Here is a 17,890-nt window from a genome sequence, read left to right as displayed (position 1 = left end):
AATGCCGCCCGCGCCGTTCTTCCGGCCGGGGCGCTGCGATAGGGGCCGGTGCCGCCCGCGCCCGGCCGGGGAGGGAGTCGGGGGGCGGCTCCCCGGCCGACCGGCGGGAACGCGGCGAGAGCGGTGCCGGGACGCCGCGCAGGAGGACAGCGACCCGCCGAACAGGCCCTGGCTAGGCCGCGCCGCCGCCCGAGACCATCAGAGGTCCGACCGAGGGCACCGGCACCTTGCTCGCCGCCTCGCGTACCGCGTTCAGGAGTGGTTCGGCGTTGTAGCCGGCCCGGCTGAGCGCGACTATGTGGCGGCGGGCGGTGTTGCGCACGGTGCGCACCACGAGGTTGGGCGCGGGCAGCCCCGCCCAGCCCAGGCGCGGCATCAGCGCCACACCCAGGCCCGCCTGCACCAGCGCGAACACGGCGCTGAACTCGTGGACGGTGTGGGCGATCCGCGGCTGGAAGCCGGCCTGGTGGCAGGCGGCGGCGACGCAGTCGTACCACGGCGACCCCGGCGCCGACATGATCCACTCGGCGTCGGCGAGGTCGGCGGCCAGCTCCAGGTCGGTGGAGGCGGCGAGGGGATGGTGGTAGGGCAGGACCGCGTCGAAGGGCTCGACCATGATCGGGTCGATCCGGAACTCCGTGCTGCCTCTGGGCGGCAGGCTGTCCGAGGACATGGTGATGGCGACGTCGAGCTCGCCGGTGCGCAGCATCTCGGTGCTGTGCTCGGGCTCGGCCTGCACGATCTCGAAGCGCCAGCCGGGGTGGGTGCCGCGCAGCGCGGCCACGGCCGGGCCCAGCAGGTCGGAGATCCCGGTGGCGAAGGAGCCGACCCGGGCGACGCCCACCCGGCCTTCGGCGTACTCGGCGAGGTCGGCCTGCGCCCGCTCCAGCTCGGCGAAGATGACGTCGGCGTGCTCCAGCAGTACCCGCGCGGCGCCGGTGAGGACGAACCTGCGGCCCTGCCGCTCGACGAGGGAGACGCCGGTCTCCTTGGACAGGGCCGCCAGCTGCTGGGAGACCGCCGAGGGGGTCACGCCGAGCGAGTCGGCGGCGCCGGCGACCGTCTTGTGCTGGCCAAGTGCCTGCAGCAGCTGCAACCGGCGCACATCGATCATGCTGCCAATGTAATCCGCACGAAACGCGGCCGAGGCGCTGTGACCTGCCGGCGCCGGTTCGCAGGCGTGATCTCGTGCACACCCGGCCCGCGCGGCGCGCGGGCCGGTGGGGGGCTTCAGCCCGCGGGGTCGAGCCGGCGCAGGTCGGCGACGAGGCGTTCGACGACGGGCACGGCCACGCCCACGCGCTCGGCGGCGCGCAGCAGGGCGCCGCCCAGCGCGTCGACCTCCATGGGCCGGCCGGCCTCCAGGTCGCGCAGCATGGAGGGCTTGGTGCGGGCCGGGGCGGCCTCGAACATCGCCACCACCCGGCCGGTGTCCAGGACGGGCCCGCCGACCGCCGAGACCGCGGCCACCTCGTCGGCGACGCCGACCAGGTCGTCCCGGCGCTCGGTGCGCGCGGTGCCGATGTCGCTGCGGTTGTGCGTGCACACCAGGGCGGTGGCCAGCAGGAACTGGAACTTGCGCCACAGCACGGCGTGCTCGTCGTCGCTGAGGCGCACCCGCAGGCCGGCCGAGCGCAGCGCCGCGGCCAGCCCTTCGACCCGCTCGGGCGGGGCACCGGAGTAGGCGATGTCCAGGTCGGCGAAGGGGCTGGTCTGGGCGATCCGGCCGGGCTCGGTGCGGGTGGACTCCACGCGGATCGCGGCCCCGAGCACGTGGGCGCCGGGGTAGCGGGAGCGCAGCGGACCCATGTGCTCGAAGCCGTTGAGCAGCGGCAGCACGAGCGCGCCCTCGGCGAGGTGCGGAGGCACCCGTTCGAGGGCGCCCTCCAGCGCGGTGGCCTTCGGAGCGACGACGACCACGTCGGCGGGCTCGGTGGCGGCGGGCACGGCGGGCACATCGACCCGGAAGTCCCCGAGGACCGCGGAGTCGACGCGCAGGCCGTGCTGTGCGATGTGCGCCGCGGTGGGCTCGGTGGCGACGACCGTCACCGCGCGCCCGTCGCGGGCGAGCGCACCGGCCAGCAGGCCGCCGACACCCCCGGGAGCGAGCACGGCGACGCGCTTCGGCTCGGCGGCGGGCGTGGACTCGGGCGTGTGCGCGCTCATGCTGCGGGCCTTCCTCGTCGTACTTCCGGCGGCGGGCACCGGGGGCGGCGCCCGCCGAAGCGGGGATCCATTCTCGCGCGCACGTTGCGCACGGGCGCCTCCGGGGTAGCCGCGTTCCCAGCGGCCAGGGGCGGGACGCGGTAGGAGGGCGGGCGCGCGGGCGACAGAGGGACGGCGAGATCTGTCAAAATCGACGAATCTTTCTTTATCGTTATGAGACAGGCACCTTTCCTCGTGTCGCGCCGACGCGCGGCGCTACCGCGACGTACCGTCATAAATACAGCCCACCTCGCCGATTGGTCTGTACCACTCGACCAGTCGCAGCGAGTCCGGGGTGCGCGGACGCATGAAGAACGGGTGGAAAGAACATGGAAACTTCGTTGGCGACCAAATCACACGGTGGAGTTCCGACGCTGCGCTTCCGGTACCTGGGCACCGCTGACGTGGACGAGCTCGCCGATCTGTGGGCGGCGCTGCACGAGCGGCACACCGCTACGGCACCGCACCTCGAGGACATCATCACCCGAGTGACCGCCGACGAGTCCTGGCGCCGCCGCCGGGAGCAGTACCTGGCGTGGCTGAGCGAACCCGAGACCCTGGCGGTCGTGGCCGAGCGCGGGGGCGCGCCGGTCGGCTACGCGATGGTGACCGTCCGGGAGAACCAGCAGGGCTCCTGGGACCGCGGAACCCGGGTCGCCGTCGTGCAGACCCTCGCGGTCCGTCCCGACCACGGCGGCACGGGGGTGGGCTCGGGACTGCTGGAGGAGCTGCGCCGCCAGGTCGGCGCCATGGGCATCCAAGACCTGGAGCTCACCGCGCTGGCCACCAGCGCCGAGGACATCCGCTTCTTCGAGCAGGAGGGCTTCCGCCCCTTCGTGACGACCATGGTCAGCCGGATCGGCGCGTTCGGCGGCCACGACTAGAACGCCCGGCACCGACCGACGACCGCCGAGGGCGCCGTCCCGAACAGGGGCGGCGCCCTCGCGCGCGTCGGGCGGCCCGCCCCGGGCGAGATGACGATGAAGCCCACCACTACGCCATACCCGCCATCTCCTCAAAGTGAGGACCTGGGCGGACTCGACGTCGTTCCCGCCGAAGTCGGCACCGGCTACCGACCCGCCTCTCCCCCGCGCACCGTCGCCCCTGCCTACCCGCCGCGCGCCGGCGGGCGTTGCGCGGCTGTGCCAAGGGGGGAGCACTAGGCTCGGTTCCGTGGCTGCAAGCGATGCGAACACCTGCAACTTTCCCGGCTGCTCCCGGCCCGTGCCGCGCAGCTCGGCGCCCGGACGGCCGCCGCAGTACTGCGACCTGCCCGAGCACACGCGCTGGCGCGCCTGGCGGGAACGGCAGCGGCTGGAGCAGGAGACGGCCGAGGGCGCGACCGCCGAGGAGGGGCGAACCGAGCCGTCGGCGGGCGCCGCCCCGCCGGCGGGCGCCGGCGCGACTCCCGTCACGGACGCGCGCCTGCGGGCCGACGAGCTGCTGACACGGTTCTCGGTGCAGACCGAGCAGCTCGCCGCCACGCTGGGCTCGGCCCGCGAGGCGTTCGCCGCCATGACCGACCCCGCCGGTGTGGAGGCCCAGGTCGAGGCGGCGCGCATCGACGCCGCGCGGCGGGTGGCCGAGGCCGACTCGGCCCGGCTCGACGCCGACAACCGCCGCCGCACCGCCGAGCAGTCGCGCCGCTCCGCCGAGGAGGCGGCGGCGTCGGCGATCGCCGCAGCGGGGACCGCCGAGCGCATGGCCGATGAGGCCGTCACCCGGCGCGAGGCGGCCCTGGCCGACCGCGACCGCGCCGCGGACGAGGCCGAGCGCGCCCGCGGTGAGCGCGAGGCCGCCCGCGCGGAGTACGAGGCCGGACTCGCCGAGGCCCAGCGCCGCGTCGACGCGGCCGAGCGGGAGGCCGCCGAGCGCGTCGGCGCCGAGCGGCAGCGGTCGCAGGCCGAGGTGGCCGGGGTGCGCGAGGAGGCCCGCAGCCGGGAGGCCGCGCTGGGCGAGCAGCTGGCCGAGCAGCGGCGCGCCGCCGAGGAGGCCGACCGGCGCGCGCTGGAGGCCGACCACCGGGCGGAGCGGGCCGAAGCCGATGCGGCCGAGGCGCGCGGCCGCGCCGAGGCGCTGTCGGCCGAGCGCGACCGGCTCGCCGAGGGCTTGGAGCGGGCCCGCGGCGCGGCCGAGGAGGACCGTGCGCACCACCGCGTCGAGCTGGCACGGCAGCAGACCGCCGCCGCCGACGCGCTCACCGAGGCCAAGGAGGACGCCGCCGCGCGCCTGGCCGCCGTCGACGACGCCCGCGCCCAGGCACTGCACCGCGCGGAGCGGGCCGAAGGGCAGTTGGACGAGGCGCTGGCCGAGCTGCGGCGCCTGCGGACGCAGGGCGCCGACGCCGAGCCCGTGCCGGCCTCGGCCCGTCCGCCCGCCCCCGAGGACCCGGGCTCCCCCGCCGAACCGGACTGAAGGGCGCCGAACCGCCCTTTCTCCACCGCGGCCCGTGATGAGGGCCGTCGAAGGGGAAGTGACCAAGTGCGGGGACCTCCCGCCGAAGAGCGCTTCGGGCGCTAGAGTTTGGTCTAGACCTCTGCCCCCGGCTCGGGGGCAGCGACCTCGGGACGCGCAGAGAAGAGGGCGGATCAATGACGAAGCTGGTCGACGTCAGCCACCAGATCGCGGCGGGCATGACCACCTATCCCGGCCTGCCCGGGCCGGTCATCGAGGACCACCTGTCCTTCGAGGAGTCGCAGGCGAACTACGCCCAGGGCACCGAGTTCACCATCGGCCGCATCTCGCTCGTCTCCAACACCGGGACCTACCTGGACACCCCCGCCCACCGCTACCGGGACGGCGCCGACCTCGCCGACCTGGACCTGGAGAAGGTCGCCGACCTGCCGGGGGCGGTGATCGACCTGCGGGACAGCGGGGGTCGCGCGATCACCGCCGAGGACGTCAAGGGCGCCGACGTGGCCGGACGGGCGGTCCTGCTGCGCACCGGCTGGGACCGGCACTGGCGCTCCGAGCAGTACGGCTCGCCCGAGCACCCCTATCTGGCCGAGGACGCCGCACGGGTGCTGGCCGACGCGGGCGCCGCGCTGGTGGGCATCGACGCGGTCAACATCGACGACACCTCGCCGCAGAGCCGGGGCGCGCGGCCGGTGCACTCGCTGCTGCTGGCCGCGGGCATCCCGGTGGTCGAGCACCTGTGCCTGCTGGACCGGCTGCCCCCCACGGGCTTCACCTTCTTCGCCGTCCCCGTGAAGGTCCGCGGCATGGCGACCTTCCCGGTCCGCGCGTTCGCGATCGTGCAGTAGCCGCGGCAGGCAGGCGGCGGCGACCGCCGCCCCGCCCCGCTCGCATCCGCGGTTCGACCGGGCGCGGCGTGCACCGGATGCGCCGGGCGGGCGCCCGTACGCGGCACCGCCGATCCGGGGATGCCGCAGGGCGGCAGCGGCAGCTCCGAGGGTCCAGCGCCCTCGCCCCGCCCGGGAAACCGGCTCCTGCCGGGGTGGCACCGGCAGGAGCCGGTCTTCCAGCGGAGCGGGCGGCCGAGGACGCCCCGGCCTGACAGCCGGTCGCCTGTCCCCGGATCCGCGGTCGGCTTCCTCCGCGAACGCGCCCGGCGCCCCCGTGCGCGCGGCCGACCGCGCGCCCGCGTCACAGGTCGGCGTCGAGCTCCTCCTGCGCTCTGCGGTGCTCGCGCTGGGCGCGGCGCTGCTGCTCGCGCTCGGCGGCGCGCTCGTCCTGGGCCACGGCGGTGCGCATCGACGACGAGAGCGCGCGCAGTTCCATGTTGATGCGCGGGTAGCCCACCAGCCGGGGCAGCGCCCCCAGGCGCGGGGTGCGCCGCTCCCGCAGAGCCGAGATCAGCTCGTCGAAGGCCAGGTCGAGCCGCTGCAGCGTGATCTGCGTGGCGGGCGGCGGCTTCTCCAGTGCCAGAGCCGACAGCGCGAGGTAGCCCGAGCGCTGGGCGGCCACGACCACCGGCCACAGCGGCCGGGTGGTGGTGGCGCGCGGCACGTCGCCGATCGCGCTGTCGTAGACACCGCGCAGGCTGACCAGCGCCGAGCGCAGGTCGCGGCGCAGCCGGTAGGTGCGCTGCGGGCCGGGTTCGTCCTCGGGGTCGAGCACCGACAGCAGCGTCGTGCGGGTGGTGTCGAGCACGTCGACGATGGTCTGCGGCAGCCGCGCCGCCGACGCGCGGCGCCACAGCAGCACGGCGCCGGCCATGCCGGCCAGCGACCCCAGGACCGTGTCGACGATGCGCGCCTCGGCGAGCTGCTCGACCGGGTTGGGCGCGGCGGTGTGCGCCAGTATCAGCGCCATCGGCGTCATGAAGATGCTGGCGTAGAAGAAGTTGCGCGGGACCACCAGCTGGGTGAGGCCCATGAAGGAGGCGGCGATCACGACGGTGGCCGCCAGCGGGAGCTGCGTGCTCAGCACGGCCGCGCCGATGACCACGCCCGCGAGCGTCCCCAGGGCGCGCTGCAGGGAGCGGTTCACGGTGAGCACGACGTTGCCGGCCTGCAGCACCGAGGTGGCGGTGATCGAGATCCAGTAGAACCGGTCGATGCCCAGCGCCAGGCCGGCCACGCCCGCAAGGGCGACGGTGATGCCCATCCGCAGCGCCGTGGGCCGGATCAGCGATCCGGCCGCCAGACTGGAGCGCAGCGACTGCAGCAGCGGCGGGTACGGGGCGTCGTGCAGTTCGAGGCCGTGCCCCTCGACCTCGTGCTCGGTGCGCCGCGCCGCCTGCGCGGCGCGGGCCAGGCGGCTGTAGAGGCGCCCCTCCAGCGAGCGGGGGCGCAGGCCCTTGCGCAGCTCGTCCAGCCCGGCCTCGTCCGGGGTCTGGTCGGGCTTGGCGACGGCCGCGGCCAGCGACTCGGCGAAGTCCGCGGCGACCGACGGCAGCCGGTCGGTGCGCGAGAGCGAGACGTCGGTGGCGGCCAGGTGGATGTCGGAGACCCAGCGCAGCAGCGCGCGCAGCCGGGCGGCCGCGGGGCTGTCGCGGTAGCCGCGGGTCTGGCTGAGCAGCACGATGCGCCAGGCCCGGGCAACCGCGACCGAGGCCTCGTGCTGCACGTGGTCCAGCCGGGGCGTGCCGATGGCCCGCAGCAGCTCGGCGAGCTTGCGGAACGCGTCGGCCACGGCGCGGTGCTCGGGATGGCGGCTGCGCAGAAGGCCTTCGGCCATCGACACCAGCCAGCCGACGCCGGCGCCCAGCGCGGCGATCAGCGCGTGCTGGGGCACCTCCTGGACTCCGCTGGCGGCGATCGTGGAGATGGCGCAGACCAGCACGAAGAACAGGGGGCCGGGCCGGTCCACGCGCAGCGCCTGGCACAGCCAGGTCGCCACGCCGGCGACCGCGCCGATGGACACGGCGGCCAGCCACAGGCTGACACCGGTGAGCGAGCCGATGGCGACGCAGGTCACGAACCCGAGCCCGACCAGCCCCAAGGCGACGGAGCGGTACTTGTAGGGGGTGTCCTTCTCGTAGAGGACGGTCATCGAGCCCAGCGCGGCCAGCGTGGCCTCGCGCGGGCCGAACAGGGCCGCCGCCAGTGCGAAGGCCGTCGCCATGGCGACGGCCGCCTGCACGCCGGTACTCCAGGCCCAGCCGCCCGAGGCGAGCCCGAACAGCGCCTTGAGGTCGACGCGCTGGCGCGGGCGCTCGGCCACCTTGGCGCGCACGCGCGTCGGCGGGTTCCAGATGGGCTCGCTCGGCGTCGGGTCCTCTGATCCGCCGCTCACCGTCGCCCCCTGGTCTTGCACGGTCACCATGGTAAAGGGGACCAGACGGCCGGGCCCCGTCCGGCGTGCCCCCAGCGCCGCGACGTCCCTCACCGCACCCTGCGCCGCGGGTCACCCGGATCGCTGCCCGCGGCGTCCGGCCCGCGCCGCCGCACGCCCCCCATCGTCCCCGCCCACCCGCGGCCGGCGCCGGCCGACGCCCCCGCTCGGGGCCGCGGGGTGCACCGCTAAGCTCAGGGGCATCGGCTCTGCGCCGATCCCCCGCCGTCCCCGCCCGGGCGCCGCCGCGCCGCACCGTCGAAAGAGGGCACCCGCCGTGGAGCTGTACGCAGCCGCCAAATCGGTCATCGCGCCGACCGCCAGAGCGATCTGGCCGCTGCGCGAGGAGGGCCTGCACCACATCCCCGCGCACGGCCCGGTCATCCTGGCCTCCAACCACCTGTCCAACATCGACCCGCTGTTCATCGGCGTCGCGGTGCCGCGGCAGGTCACCTTCATCGCCAAGCGCGAGCTGTTCGCCGAGGGCAACGCCGCGCAGCGCACCTTCACCCGCGCGCTGCGCGCGATCGGCCAGCTCTCCGTCGACCGCACCCCCGGGCAGAGCTCGCAGGAGGCCATGGAGCAGAGCCTGAAGTTCCTCGGCAACGGCGCCGCCTTCGGGATCTTCCCCGAGGGCACCCGATCCCCCGACGGCCGCCTCTACCGCGGCCAGACCGGCATGGCCTGGCTGGCACTGGCGTCGGGCGCGCCGGTGGTGCCGCTGGCGCTCGCCGGCACCGACCGGATCATGCCGCACGGCAGCCGCGTGCCCGCGCTACGCAGGATCGGCATCCGGGTGGGGCCGCCGGTGGACCTGTCGCCGTGGCTGGGCGACGAGGGCAAGGCGCGTGCGCGCCGGGCGGCGACGGACGCCGTCATGGCCGCGATCCAGCGCCTGTCCGGCCAGCGGTCGGTGCCGCGCTACGCGGCCTCCGTCAAGGCCGAGCTCGGCAAGGGCTGAGCCGGCGGCGCCGCCGCGCGGGCCGCGCCGCCCGAGGCACCGTCGGCACCGCGCCCCGTCCGCGACGCGCGCCGCCCGGGCGCTGACCCCGCGGCCGGTGCGGTCGGCGTGAGGTAATCCACAGCGGGACCCGGCTTAGTGCGAGCCCGCGCGGCGTTGCACCCCAGCGAGGGCCGAACACCCCCATGACATGGGCGGACGCGGACGAATCACCCGCCGCGTACCCGGTACGCGCACGGCAGGGTGCGTTGCCTATCTTCGAAGTCGGTTTAGTAGGCTTTCCGGTGGAAGATACAATTAGGTTAGCCTAACCTCGTTAAGCGCGCCCGGGTGCTCATCACCGCGCCCCCGAGCAGACGCAACCTTTGGAGATGTGCCAATGACGCGACCACTGCGCGTGGGAATCGTGGGGTCCGGCCCCGCCGGCATTTACGCGGCCGACCTGCTGACGAAGGACGACACGCTGGCCGCGGCCGGGACGCCGGTCAGCATCGACGTCCTCGACAGGCTTCCCACCCCCTACGGCCTGGTCCGCTACGGCGTGGCTCCCGACCACCCGCGCATCAAGCAGATCCAGCAGGCCCTGCACAAGGTGCTGGACAAGCCCGAGGTCCGCTTCCTGGGCAACGTCGACTTCGGGCGCGACCTCAAGCTCGACGACATGCGCCGCCACTACGACGCCGTGGTCTTCGCGACCGGCTCCGACCGCGACCGCCCGCTCGACATCCCCGGCGTCGACCTTCCCGGCTGCCACGGCGCCGCCGACTTCGTCTCCTGGTACGACAGCCACCCCGACGTCGCCCCGTCCTGGAGCGTCGAGGGCACCGGCGTCGCGGTGATCGGCGCCGGAAACGTCGCCGTCGACGTCGCCCGCGTCCTGGCCAAGGACGCCGAGGACCTCCTCGACACCGACATCACCGACAACGTCCACAGCGCGCTCGCCGCCAAGAGCGTGACCGACGTGCACGTGTTCGCCCGCCGCGGCATCGCCCAGGCCAAGTTCACCCCGATGGAGCTGCGCGAGCTGGACAAGCAGCCCGGCGTCGAGGTCGTCGTCGACCCCGAGGACTTCGACCTGTGCGCGGCCAGCATGGCCGCCATCGAAGAGTCCAACCAGGTCAAGACCAACGTCAAGATCCTGCAGAACTGGGCGATCCGCGACCCGCGCGGCGAGCCGCGCCGACTGCACCTGCACTTCCTGCACCGGCCCGTCGAGGTGCTCGGCGAGGACCGCGTGGCCGGGCTGCGCACCGAGCGCATGGAGCTGACCGGCGACGGCGGCGTCCGCGGCACCGGCGAGTACATCGACCACGAGGTGCAGGCCGTCTACCGCGCCGTGGGCTACCTGGGCTCGCCGGTGGCCGACCTGCCGTTCGACCAGGAGAGCGGGACGATCCCCAACGACGGCGGCCGCGTCCTCGACCTCGATGAGAACCCCGTCCCCGGCGTCTACGCCACCGGCTGGATCAAGCGCGGCCCCGTGGGCCTCATCGGCCACACCAAGGGCGACGCGCTGGAGACGGTCACCAACCTTGTGGCCGACCGCGAGCGGCTTGAGGAGGCGCCCGAGCCGGAGCCCGAGGCGTTCCTGCGCCTGCTCGACGAGCGCGGGGTCGCCTACACGACGTGGGACGGCTGGCAGCGCCTGGAGTCCCACGAGGAGGAGCAGGGGCTCTCGCACGGCCGCAAGCGGATCAAGGTGCGCTCACGCGGCGACATGACCCGCATCGCCCGCGCCGACGGGGCCGCGCCGGCCTGAGGCCCGCCCGCCGGGTACGGGCGCGGTTCCGCGGCTCCCGTGCTCGGTGTGACGCGGATTACCACACCCGATCCCCGCCCCGGCGGAACACGGCGGCGCCGTGATGGGCTACAGTCGCCAGTGGCCGGTGTGGTAGCAAGTGTCCCCCGGGCCTCACCTATAGCCTTCGCGGAATACCGCGTGCGGCGCCCGCTCGCCGGGTGACCGTACGGACTTCGGAGCCGCGTTGTGCCCAGCGCCGAGAGGCGACCGCCACACCGGCCACTCATCCTCTCTTCCCGCCCCGCACTCCTGCCCCCTCAGGAAGGCGGGGCGGCGCTGTTCGGAAGGACGAACCCCGTGGAAGACGACCGGCGCCCCCCGGGGCCGGGTGGCCCCTCCTCGCCCTCTTCTCAGCCCGGCCGGCGCGGTGACCACGCGAACAGTCCCGAGCCCGGCGCGGAGCCCTTCTCCAGCACGCCCCAGGAGCCCGGACCCGGTGCGCCCCGGCCCTACAGCCCGCCTGCCGCGCCGCCGGAGCCCCCTCAGCCGGACACCGGCCCGGCGGACCGGTGGCGGCCGGCCGCACCGGCGAACCCCTACTCCATCCCCTCGCGCGAGCCGGGTGCCGCATCGAGCGACGCCCCCGGGGGCGCGCACGGCGACGGTCCGGGCACCCCGCCGCCCGACGGCGGCGACCCCTTCGCCCCATCCGGCGGCCCCCACTACAGCGCCACGCCGCCAAACGACACCCCCGCCGGACCCACCGGACCCACCGGACCCACCGACGGCTACGGCACCCCACCACCCCACAGCAGCGACCCCTCCGCCCCATCCGCCGGCCCCCACTACAGCGCCACGCCGCCAAACGACACCCCCGCCGGACCCACCGGACCCACCGACGGCTACGGCACCCCACCACCCCACAGCAGCGACCCCTCCGCCCCATCCGCCGGCCCCCACTACAGCGCCACGCAGTCGGCCGACTCGGCCGCCGGGCCCGCCGGCGGTGCCGTCTTCACCCGCGGAGGGCCCTACGACGGGCCGCCCCCGCCTCCGCCGCCGGGTGTCGACTCCGCCTTCGCCGGCGCCCCCGACCCGGGCGAGGCGCCGCGCCGATCCCGCAAGGGCCTGGTGATCGGCCTCGTCAGCGCATTCGTCGTGCTCGCCCTCGTGGGCGGCGGCGTCTCCTGGTACGTGCTCACCATGCCCGAGCCCGAGGACACCGCCACCGCCTACGCCGGAGCGTGGAGGTCCCAGGACTACGCCGCCATGGCCGAGGTCGCCACCGGCGGGGACCCGGCCGCCGCCTTCAAGCGCGTCGAGGAGGGCTTGGGCGTCGAGGGGGTCGAGGTGACCACCGGACAGGTCCAGGAGGACGGCGACAGCGCCACGGTCCCCTTCGACGCGGTCCTGGACCTGAGCAACGCCGGCGAGTGGAGCTACTCCGGCGAACTGCCGCTCGTCCGCGCCGACCGTGAGTGGAAGGTCGACTTCAGCCCCGCCGTCATCCACCCGAAGCTCGGCACGGGGCAGACGCTCGTCCGCACCAACCAGTGGGGCGAGCGCGGCCACGTCCTCGCCGCCGACGGCTCCCGGCTGGACGACGGCAGTGCCTCGGGGTCGGTGCAGATGATCGTCGGCGAGGTCGGTACGGCCGCGAAGGAGGACCTGGCCGACCTCGGTCCGGCCTACCAGGTCGGCGACCCGGTGGGCGTCAGCGGCGTGCAGCAGACCTACGAGGAGCGCCTGGCGGGCAAGGCCGCCACCGCCATCCGCGTCGCCGACGTCGGCACCGCGCCCGCCGACGTGCCCGACGACGCCCCCACCCTCGGCACCCTCGGCGGCTCCGACGGCAAGGACGTCACCCTGAGCCTGGACCCGGCGATCCAGGCCGCCGCGGCGCAGGCGATCGTGGGCCAGTCCAAGCCCACGGCGATGGCGGTCGTGCGGCCCTCCACCGGCGAGGTGCTGGCCGCGGCCAACGTCCCCGGCGGGTTCAACCGGGCCCTCGACGGCCAGTACCCGGCGGGCTCCATCTTCAAGATCATCTCCTACAACGCGCTGCTCGACTCGGGCATGGGCATGGACGCGCAGATGAGCTGCCCCAAGACGGTCGACGTGGCCGGGCGCACCTACAAGAACGCCGGCGACGCCGCCTACGGTGCCCAGTCCGTCACCGAGGCCTTCGCCACCTCCTGCAACACCGCGCTGGTGCGGGAGGTCGCCGACCGCCTCGACGGTGCCTCGCTGCTGAAGAGCGCCGAGCAGTTCGGCTTCAACACCGGGTTCCGCAGCGGCGTGCCCGTGTTCAAGCCCTCGCTGCCCCAGCCCGACAGCACCAGCCTGCTCACCGCCTCCAGCATCGGTCAGGGCCAGGTCCTGACCTCGCCGCTGCACCTGGCGACGCTGCCCGCGGCGGTGGCCGACGGCTCGTGGCGGTCGCCGATGCTGGTGACCGAGCCGAAACCGGGGAAGCGGCCCGAACCGCGGCCCATCGCCAACGCCGACCAGCTGCGCGACATGACGCGCGCCGTGGTCACGCAGGGGACCGCAGAGAACGTCGGGTTCACCGGCGAGGTGCACGGCAAGAGCGGCACGGCCGAGTACGGAACCGCCGAGGAGGGCGAGGAGCTTCCGGCGCACGGCTGGTTCGTGGGCTACGAGGGCGACATCGCGTTCGCGGTGGTGGTCGAGGACGGCGAAAGCGGCTCCGGCGCGGCCGCCCCGCTGGCCAAGTCCTTCCTCGACGCGCTCTGAGCACGCCCCGGGCGGCCCGCCCGGGGGCTCGGCGCGCACCACCCGCGCCGCCGCGCCGGCCTCCGGTGCGGCGGCGTGCGGGCCCGCGGACTACCCGCTGCCGACCCCGACGCCGGGTTCGGCCCCGCCCGGCGACGCCGGCGGCACGGCGGGCTCCGTGCCCTGGACCGGCGCGCTGAAGTACAGCCCGGCCACCATGGCGCACAGCACCAGGGCGGCCACGCCGAGCAGCAGCCACACCACCCAGCGCCCGGGCCGGTCGTCGTCGCCCCAGGCGTCGTCGGTGCCGAAGCACCGCAGGTGGTCGTCGAGGTCCGGATCGTCCTTGGCCAGGGCGTTCTCGATCTCGGCGAGGATCCGCCGCTCGTTCTCACGCAGTGACATCGCACCCTCCTCGCCGTCTCCGCGGCCCGCGGCTGCCGCCGCCGCGCACCCGACCGCGTCTTTGATGTGGTTCTAACCGCGCTCCACCGGCGCACGCGTGCGCGGGTGAGAATTCGTGTCGGAATACGAGGCGCGGGAGCGCCCCGCCGTTCCGGCGCCGCATCACAGGTACAGGCCCGGCCGGCGCTCGTCGGTCCCCAGCCCCCGGGCCGTTGCGGGCACATCGGCGGCGAGCAGCTCACGCAGCGCGTCGGGATCGGTGCTTCCGGTGAGAGCCAGGCGGGCCGCCTGGTTGGCGGCGGTCCGCTCGAAGACCGCCTCGGCCAGCAGGCCGTTGCCCGCCGAGGCGGAGCGGGGCGTGCGGGCCAGGCAGGCCGCCACGGCCTCCGACACGCCCGGAGCGGGTGCGAACCCGGCCTCGCGGGCGCGCTCGGCGACGACGGCGGCCAGCTCGGCGTCGGTGTAGTCGGGGAAGTGCATGCGCCGGGAGACGAGAGCGGCGAGGTCGGGATAGGCGTCCAGGAGCGCTCCCAGCTCCTCGCGCCCGCCCGCCAGCACCACGACCAGGTCGTGGCGGAGCTCGGCCATGCGCCGGGCCAGTGCCTCCACCGTCTCGGCCGCGGGCGGGGCGCCCGGCCGGTGGACGCCGAGCCGGTGCGCCTGCGGCACGAACAGCACACCGCCGAGGGCGGCGGCGACGGCCTCCTCAAGGGGTGCTCCGCGTTCGGCGGAGGGCGCGGTGAGCGTGTGCGGCTCCGCGCGCACGAAGTGGCCCGAGCTGAGCAGTCCCCGGTGGCCGAAGATCCCGCCCAGCAGCGCCGCCACCGTGGACTTGGCCGTACCCGGGTTGCCGGTGAAGGCCATGTGCCCGGGCGCGGCCGCGGCATGCACGCCGGCGTCGCGGCGGGCCTCCTCCACGCGGGCGCGCGCCTCCAGGTCGCGCACCTCCCGCTTGATGCGGTCATGGCCGACCAGCCCCGCCAGCTTGGCCAGCGGGTCGCCCGGCGGCACGGCGCTCACCCGGCCGCTGGCGGTGACCGGGATGTCGGCGGGCCGCAGCTCGCGCAGACCCTCGGCGGCGCCGTCGCCCTCGGTGATGCGCCGGGCCTGCAGTGCGGTGGCGCGCTCCAGCAGGTTGCGCACCAGACGCGCGTTGCCGAACGAGCCGTCGCGGGGCGCGGAGCGCAGCACGTGGCGCACCCGGGCGGCGGTGCCGGCGCCCACGGACAGACCGGCGCCGGCCGCCATCGACGCGAATATGGCCGACAGCTCGTCCTCGTCGTAGTCGGCGAAGCGCAGGTGGCGGGGGAAGCGGGAGGCCACACCGGGGTTGGAGGCCAGGAACCCCGCCATCCGCTCCTCGTAGCCGGCGACGACCACCACGAGGTCGTCGCGGTGGTCCTCCATCAGCTTGAGCAGGGTGGCGACGGCCTCGCCCCCGAAGTCGTTGCCCGACCGGGAGTCGGTGAGCGTGTAGGCCTCGTCGATGAACAGCACCCCGCCCACGGCCGTGCGCACGGCCTTCTCCACGCGCGGCGCGGTCTGGCCGATGTACTCGGCGACCAGGTCGGCCCGGCTCGTCTCGACCAGGTGGCCCGACGCCAGCAGCCCCAGCTCGGCGTAGATCTCGCCGAGCAGGCGGGCGACCGTGGTCTTCGCGGTGCCCGGGTTGCCCATGAACACCATGTGCCGGGCCGGCGAGGAGACCGGCGCTCCGTCGGCCCCGCGAAGCCGCTCGGCGCGCGCCTCGGCGGCGTAGAGCGCGATCTCGCGCTTGACGGTGTCCAGGCCGACCAGGCGGTGCAGCTCGCGCATCGCCCTGCCGTCGGCACCGCCCTCGGCCGCCGGGCCGGGGTCGGTTGCGCCGGAGGGGTGTGCGGCGGGCCCGGTATCGGGCTCGCCGGGCCGCGCGGCCGCGGGCGCACCGGGCCCGTGGGCGCCGGTGCGCGGCACCGCCGACTCGGGGATGTCGCAGGGCAGCAGCAGGCGCAGCTCCTCGGCCGCGGCGTCCTCGCCCAGCCCCGCGGCGCGGCGGCCCTGCAGCGACGCGGCGCGGTCGGCCAGCGCGCGGGCGGCGCGCGCGTTGCCGAAGGAGGGCCCGCGAGCGGTCCGGTGCAGCACCCGGGCCGCCTTCTCCCGCGTGCCCTCGCCAAGTGCGAACCCGGCGCCCGTCGCGGCGGCGGCGAAGATGTCGGTGAGCTCGGCCGCGGTGTAGTCGGCGAACGCCAGCCGGTGCGGGAACCGCGCCGCCAGGCGCGGGTTGGCGGCCAGGAAGTGCCCGATGTCGCGCTCGCCGCCGGACAGCACGACCGCGAACTCCCCCGCCCGGTCCTCCATGTGCTTGAGCAGCGCGGTGATGGCGTCGAGGCCCAGGCCCCGGCCCGACTCGGACTCGGTGAGGGTGTGGGCCTCGTCCACGAGCAGCACCCCGCCCAGGGCGGACGTGACGACCTGCTCGACGCGGGAGGGCGTCTGGCTCAGCGACTCGCCGACCAGGTCGGCGCGGCCGACCTCGACCAGGTGGCCGGAGGAGAGCACGCCCACCCCCGCGTACAGGGAGCCGAGGACGCGGGCGACGGCGGACTTGGCGGTCCCGGGCCCGCCGGTGAAGACCAGGTGGCGCGAAGGCGGCGCGGTCTCCACGCCCGCGGCGGCGCGGCGGCGCTCGGCGCGCGCCTCGTCGGCGTAGGCGCGGATCTCCCGCTTGACCTGCTCCAGCCCCACGAGCGCGTCCAGCTCGGCCAGCGCCTGTTCGGCGGCGTCGCCGCCCTCGCCGGTCCCGTCACCCGCCGCCCGAGGCCCGCCGGCCGCGCCCTCCGTGCCGCGGGGCAGCGCGGCGGGCACGCCCGAGGGCCGCCGCGGAGGGCGCCCGTAGCGGCGCAGGTCCTGCTGGAAGCCCATGACGGGCAGCGGGATCGACCGCGACGGCTTCTGCAGGACGCTCTCCTCACTGGAGCCCAGCGCGGCGGCGCACCTGCTGCCCATGTCCAGCCAGGCGCGCGCTGCGTCGAGCTCGCCGGCCAGCGCGGCCTGCCACAGCCAGGTGCGCACCCGGCTCATCCAGCTTCGCTGCTGGTAGCCGTCGCGCTCGTCGTCGAACCGCTCCGCCTGCTCGCCGAAAGCATCCGCGTCCAGGACCACACTGGCGATGGGAGGCAGGCTGGGCAGCCGCAGCGCCTGGCAGAGGTCGGCGACGGCGTCCTCGACGCCGGGCACGTCGTGGGCGACGGCGGCGACGCGCTCGTGGGCGGCCGCGAACCCGGTGAAGGCCCACCGCAGGAAGTCGGCGGGCGGGGCGAACTCCGGCATTGCGGCGAGGACGTCGTCGTCGGCCGCGGCCATCCACGCCTTGCGCACCTCCCGCGGGCTGCGGGTGAGGTCGCTCTCGCGGGCGCCGGGGTCCTCGGCGCGCCGGCGGTGCAGCCGCAGCAGCGCGTCGCGGCGGTCCTCCCAGGGCGCGATGCCCTCGACCGCCTCGATCAGCTCGCGCACGAGGTCGAGGTCGGTCTCGCGGCGCTCCCGGTCCGTGGACTCGAACAGCTCGTAGCAGGGCGGCAGGCGCAGGTTGTCGAAGATCGACTGCGTGGGGTCGGTGGAGGTGTCGGAGTTGGGCAGGTGCTCGGCGGTGAGGGCGGCGGGCAGCCGGGCGTAGTGGCCGGCGTTGATCCGCAGTGTTCCGGAGAGCATGATGACCTGCTGCAGCGCTTCCTGTGCCATGGGGTCGCGCTTGCGGCGGCCGTCCGCGCGGTAGGGGCGGGCCCGCGGGTCGTCCAGGATCTTGCCGATGCGCCGGGCGAGCTCGTCGACGAGCCCGTCGGGCACCCGCCACGGGCCGTAGGAGTACACGTCCAGCACCGGTTCGTCGGTCAGGAGCAGCTCCAAGTGCTCGGGCAGGCGGATGGCCGTCAACCTGGCTCCTTCTTCTCTGCCGCGGCGGCGCGGGTGGGCGCGCAGCCGGAGCGCGTGTCGGGGGTGCGCGGGCGCGGCGCGGGAGCCGGGGCGCCGCGGGGGTGCGTCGTTCCGGGGTCACCGCGGGCCGCCGCCCGCGCCGGCCGCGGTGCCGCCGGACGGAGCCCGCTCCGCCGCACCGCTTTACGCTACCG

At 75.4% G+C, this 17,890-nt stretch carries 11 protein-coding genes; 6 read left to right on the top strand and 5 right to left on the bottom strand.

The window, feature by feature from the left end; all coding sequences use genetic code 11:
- Positions 1–172: 172 nt before the first annotated feature.
- Positions 173–1,114, bottom strand: coding sequence for a LysR family transcriptional regulator (locus tag ABD284_RS15440; RefSeq protein WP_344143815.1), 942 nt, complete (start codon positions 1,112–1,114; stop codon positions 173–175).
- A gap of 116 nt (positions 1,115–1,230) precedes the next feature.
- Complete coding sequence (locus ABD284_RS15435) at positions 1,231–2,166, bottom strand: ketopantoate reductase family protein (RefSeq protein ID WP_344143813.1); 936 nt, start codon at positions 2,164–2,166, stop codon at positions 1,231–1,233.
- 368 nt (positions 2,167–2,534) lie between these two features.
- Between ABD284_RS15435 and ABD284_RS15430 the strand changes: the two genes are divergently transcribed.
- From ABD284_RS15430 to ABD284_RS15420, 3 genes are all read left to right on the top strand, one after another.
- Positions 2,535–3,089, top strand: a complete 555-nt coding sequence (locus tag ABD284_RS15430; RefSeq protein ID WP_344143810.1) for a GNAT family N-acetyltransferase — start codon at positions 2,535–2,537, stop codon at positions 3,087–3,089.
- 289 nt (positions 3,090–3,378) lie between these two features.
- Positions 3,379–4,620, top strand: coding sequence for a hypothetical protein (locus ABD284_RS15425; RefSeq protein WP_344143808.1), 1,242 nt, complete (start codon positions 3,379–3,381; stop codon positions 4,618–4,620).
- A 176-nt stretch (positions 4,621–4,796) separates the two neighbouring features.
- Positions 4,797–5,468, top strand: a complete 672-nt coding sequence (locus ABD284_RS15420) for a cyclase family protein (RefSeq protein ID WP_344143805.1) — start codon at positions 4,797–4,799, stop codon at positions 5,466–5,468.
- 343 nt (positions 5,469–5,811) lie between these two features.
- Here ABD284_RS15420 and ABD284_RS15415 read toward each other — a convergent pair whose 3' ends face one another.
- A complete protein-coding gene (locus ABD284_RS15415; RefSeq protein ID WP_344143802.1) occupies positions 5,812–7,935 on the bottom strand; it encodes an FUSC family protein in 2,124 nt (707 codons plus the stop codon).
- Between the two features lie 286 nt (positions 7,936–8,221).
- On the opposite strand from ABD284_RS15415, the gene ABD284_RS15410 reads away from it, so the two are divergent.
- From ABD284_RS15410 to ABD284_RS15400, 3 genes are all read left to right on the top strand, one after another.
- A complete protein-coding gene (locus ABD284_RS15410) occupies positions 8,222–8,905 on the top strand; it encodes a lysophospholipid acyltransferase family protein (protein WP_344143800.1) in 684 nt (227 codons plus the stop codon).
- 397 nt (positions 8,906–9,302) lie between these two features.
- Positions 9,303–10,664 carry an FAD-dependent oxidoreductase gene (locus ABD284_RS15405; protein ID WP_344143960.1) on the top strand — a complete coding sequence of 454 codons (1,362 nt, stop codon included), beginning with the start codon at positions 9,303–9,305 and terminating at the stop codon, positions 10,662–10,664.
- A gap of 339 nt (positions 10,665–11,003) precedes the next feature.
- Positions 11,004–13,403 (top strand): penicillin-binding transpeptidase domain-containing protein, encoded by a 2,400-nt coding sequence (locus ABD284_RS15400; protein ID WP_344143798.1) that lies wholly within the window; start codon positions 11,004–11,006, stop codon positions 13,401–13,403.
- 90 nt (positions 13,404–13,493) lie between these two features.
- On the opposite strand, the gene ABD284_RS15395 is transcribed toward ABD284_RS15400, so the two are convergent.
- Both ABD284_RS15395 and ABD284_RS15390 read right to left on the bottom strand, forming a co-directional pair.
- Complete coding sequence (locus ABD284_RS15395; protein ID WP_344143796.1) at positions 13,494–13,787, bottom strand: DUF3040 domain-containing protein; 294 nt, start codon at positions 13,785–13,787, stop codon at positions 13,494–13,496.
- Between the two features lie 162 nt (positions 13,788–13,949).
- Positions 13,950–17,696, bottom strand: a complete 3,747-nt coding sequence (locus tag ABD284_RS15390; protein ID WP_344143794.1) for an AAA family ATPase — start codon at positions 17,694–17,696, stop codon at positions 13,950–13,952.
- Positions 17,697–17,890 lie beyond the last annotated feature (194 nt).

Origin of the sequence: Streptomonospora arabica, assembly GCF_039531585.1 — a bacterium.
In the GTDB taxonomy this organism is placed as follows: domain Bacteria; phylum Actinomycetota; class Actinomycetes; order Streptosporangiales; family Streptosporangiaceae; genus Streptomonospora; species Streptomonospora halophila.
The sequence above is the reverse complement of the archived record's forward strand: the minus strand, read 5'-3'. Positions and strand labels throughout refer to the sequence as shown.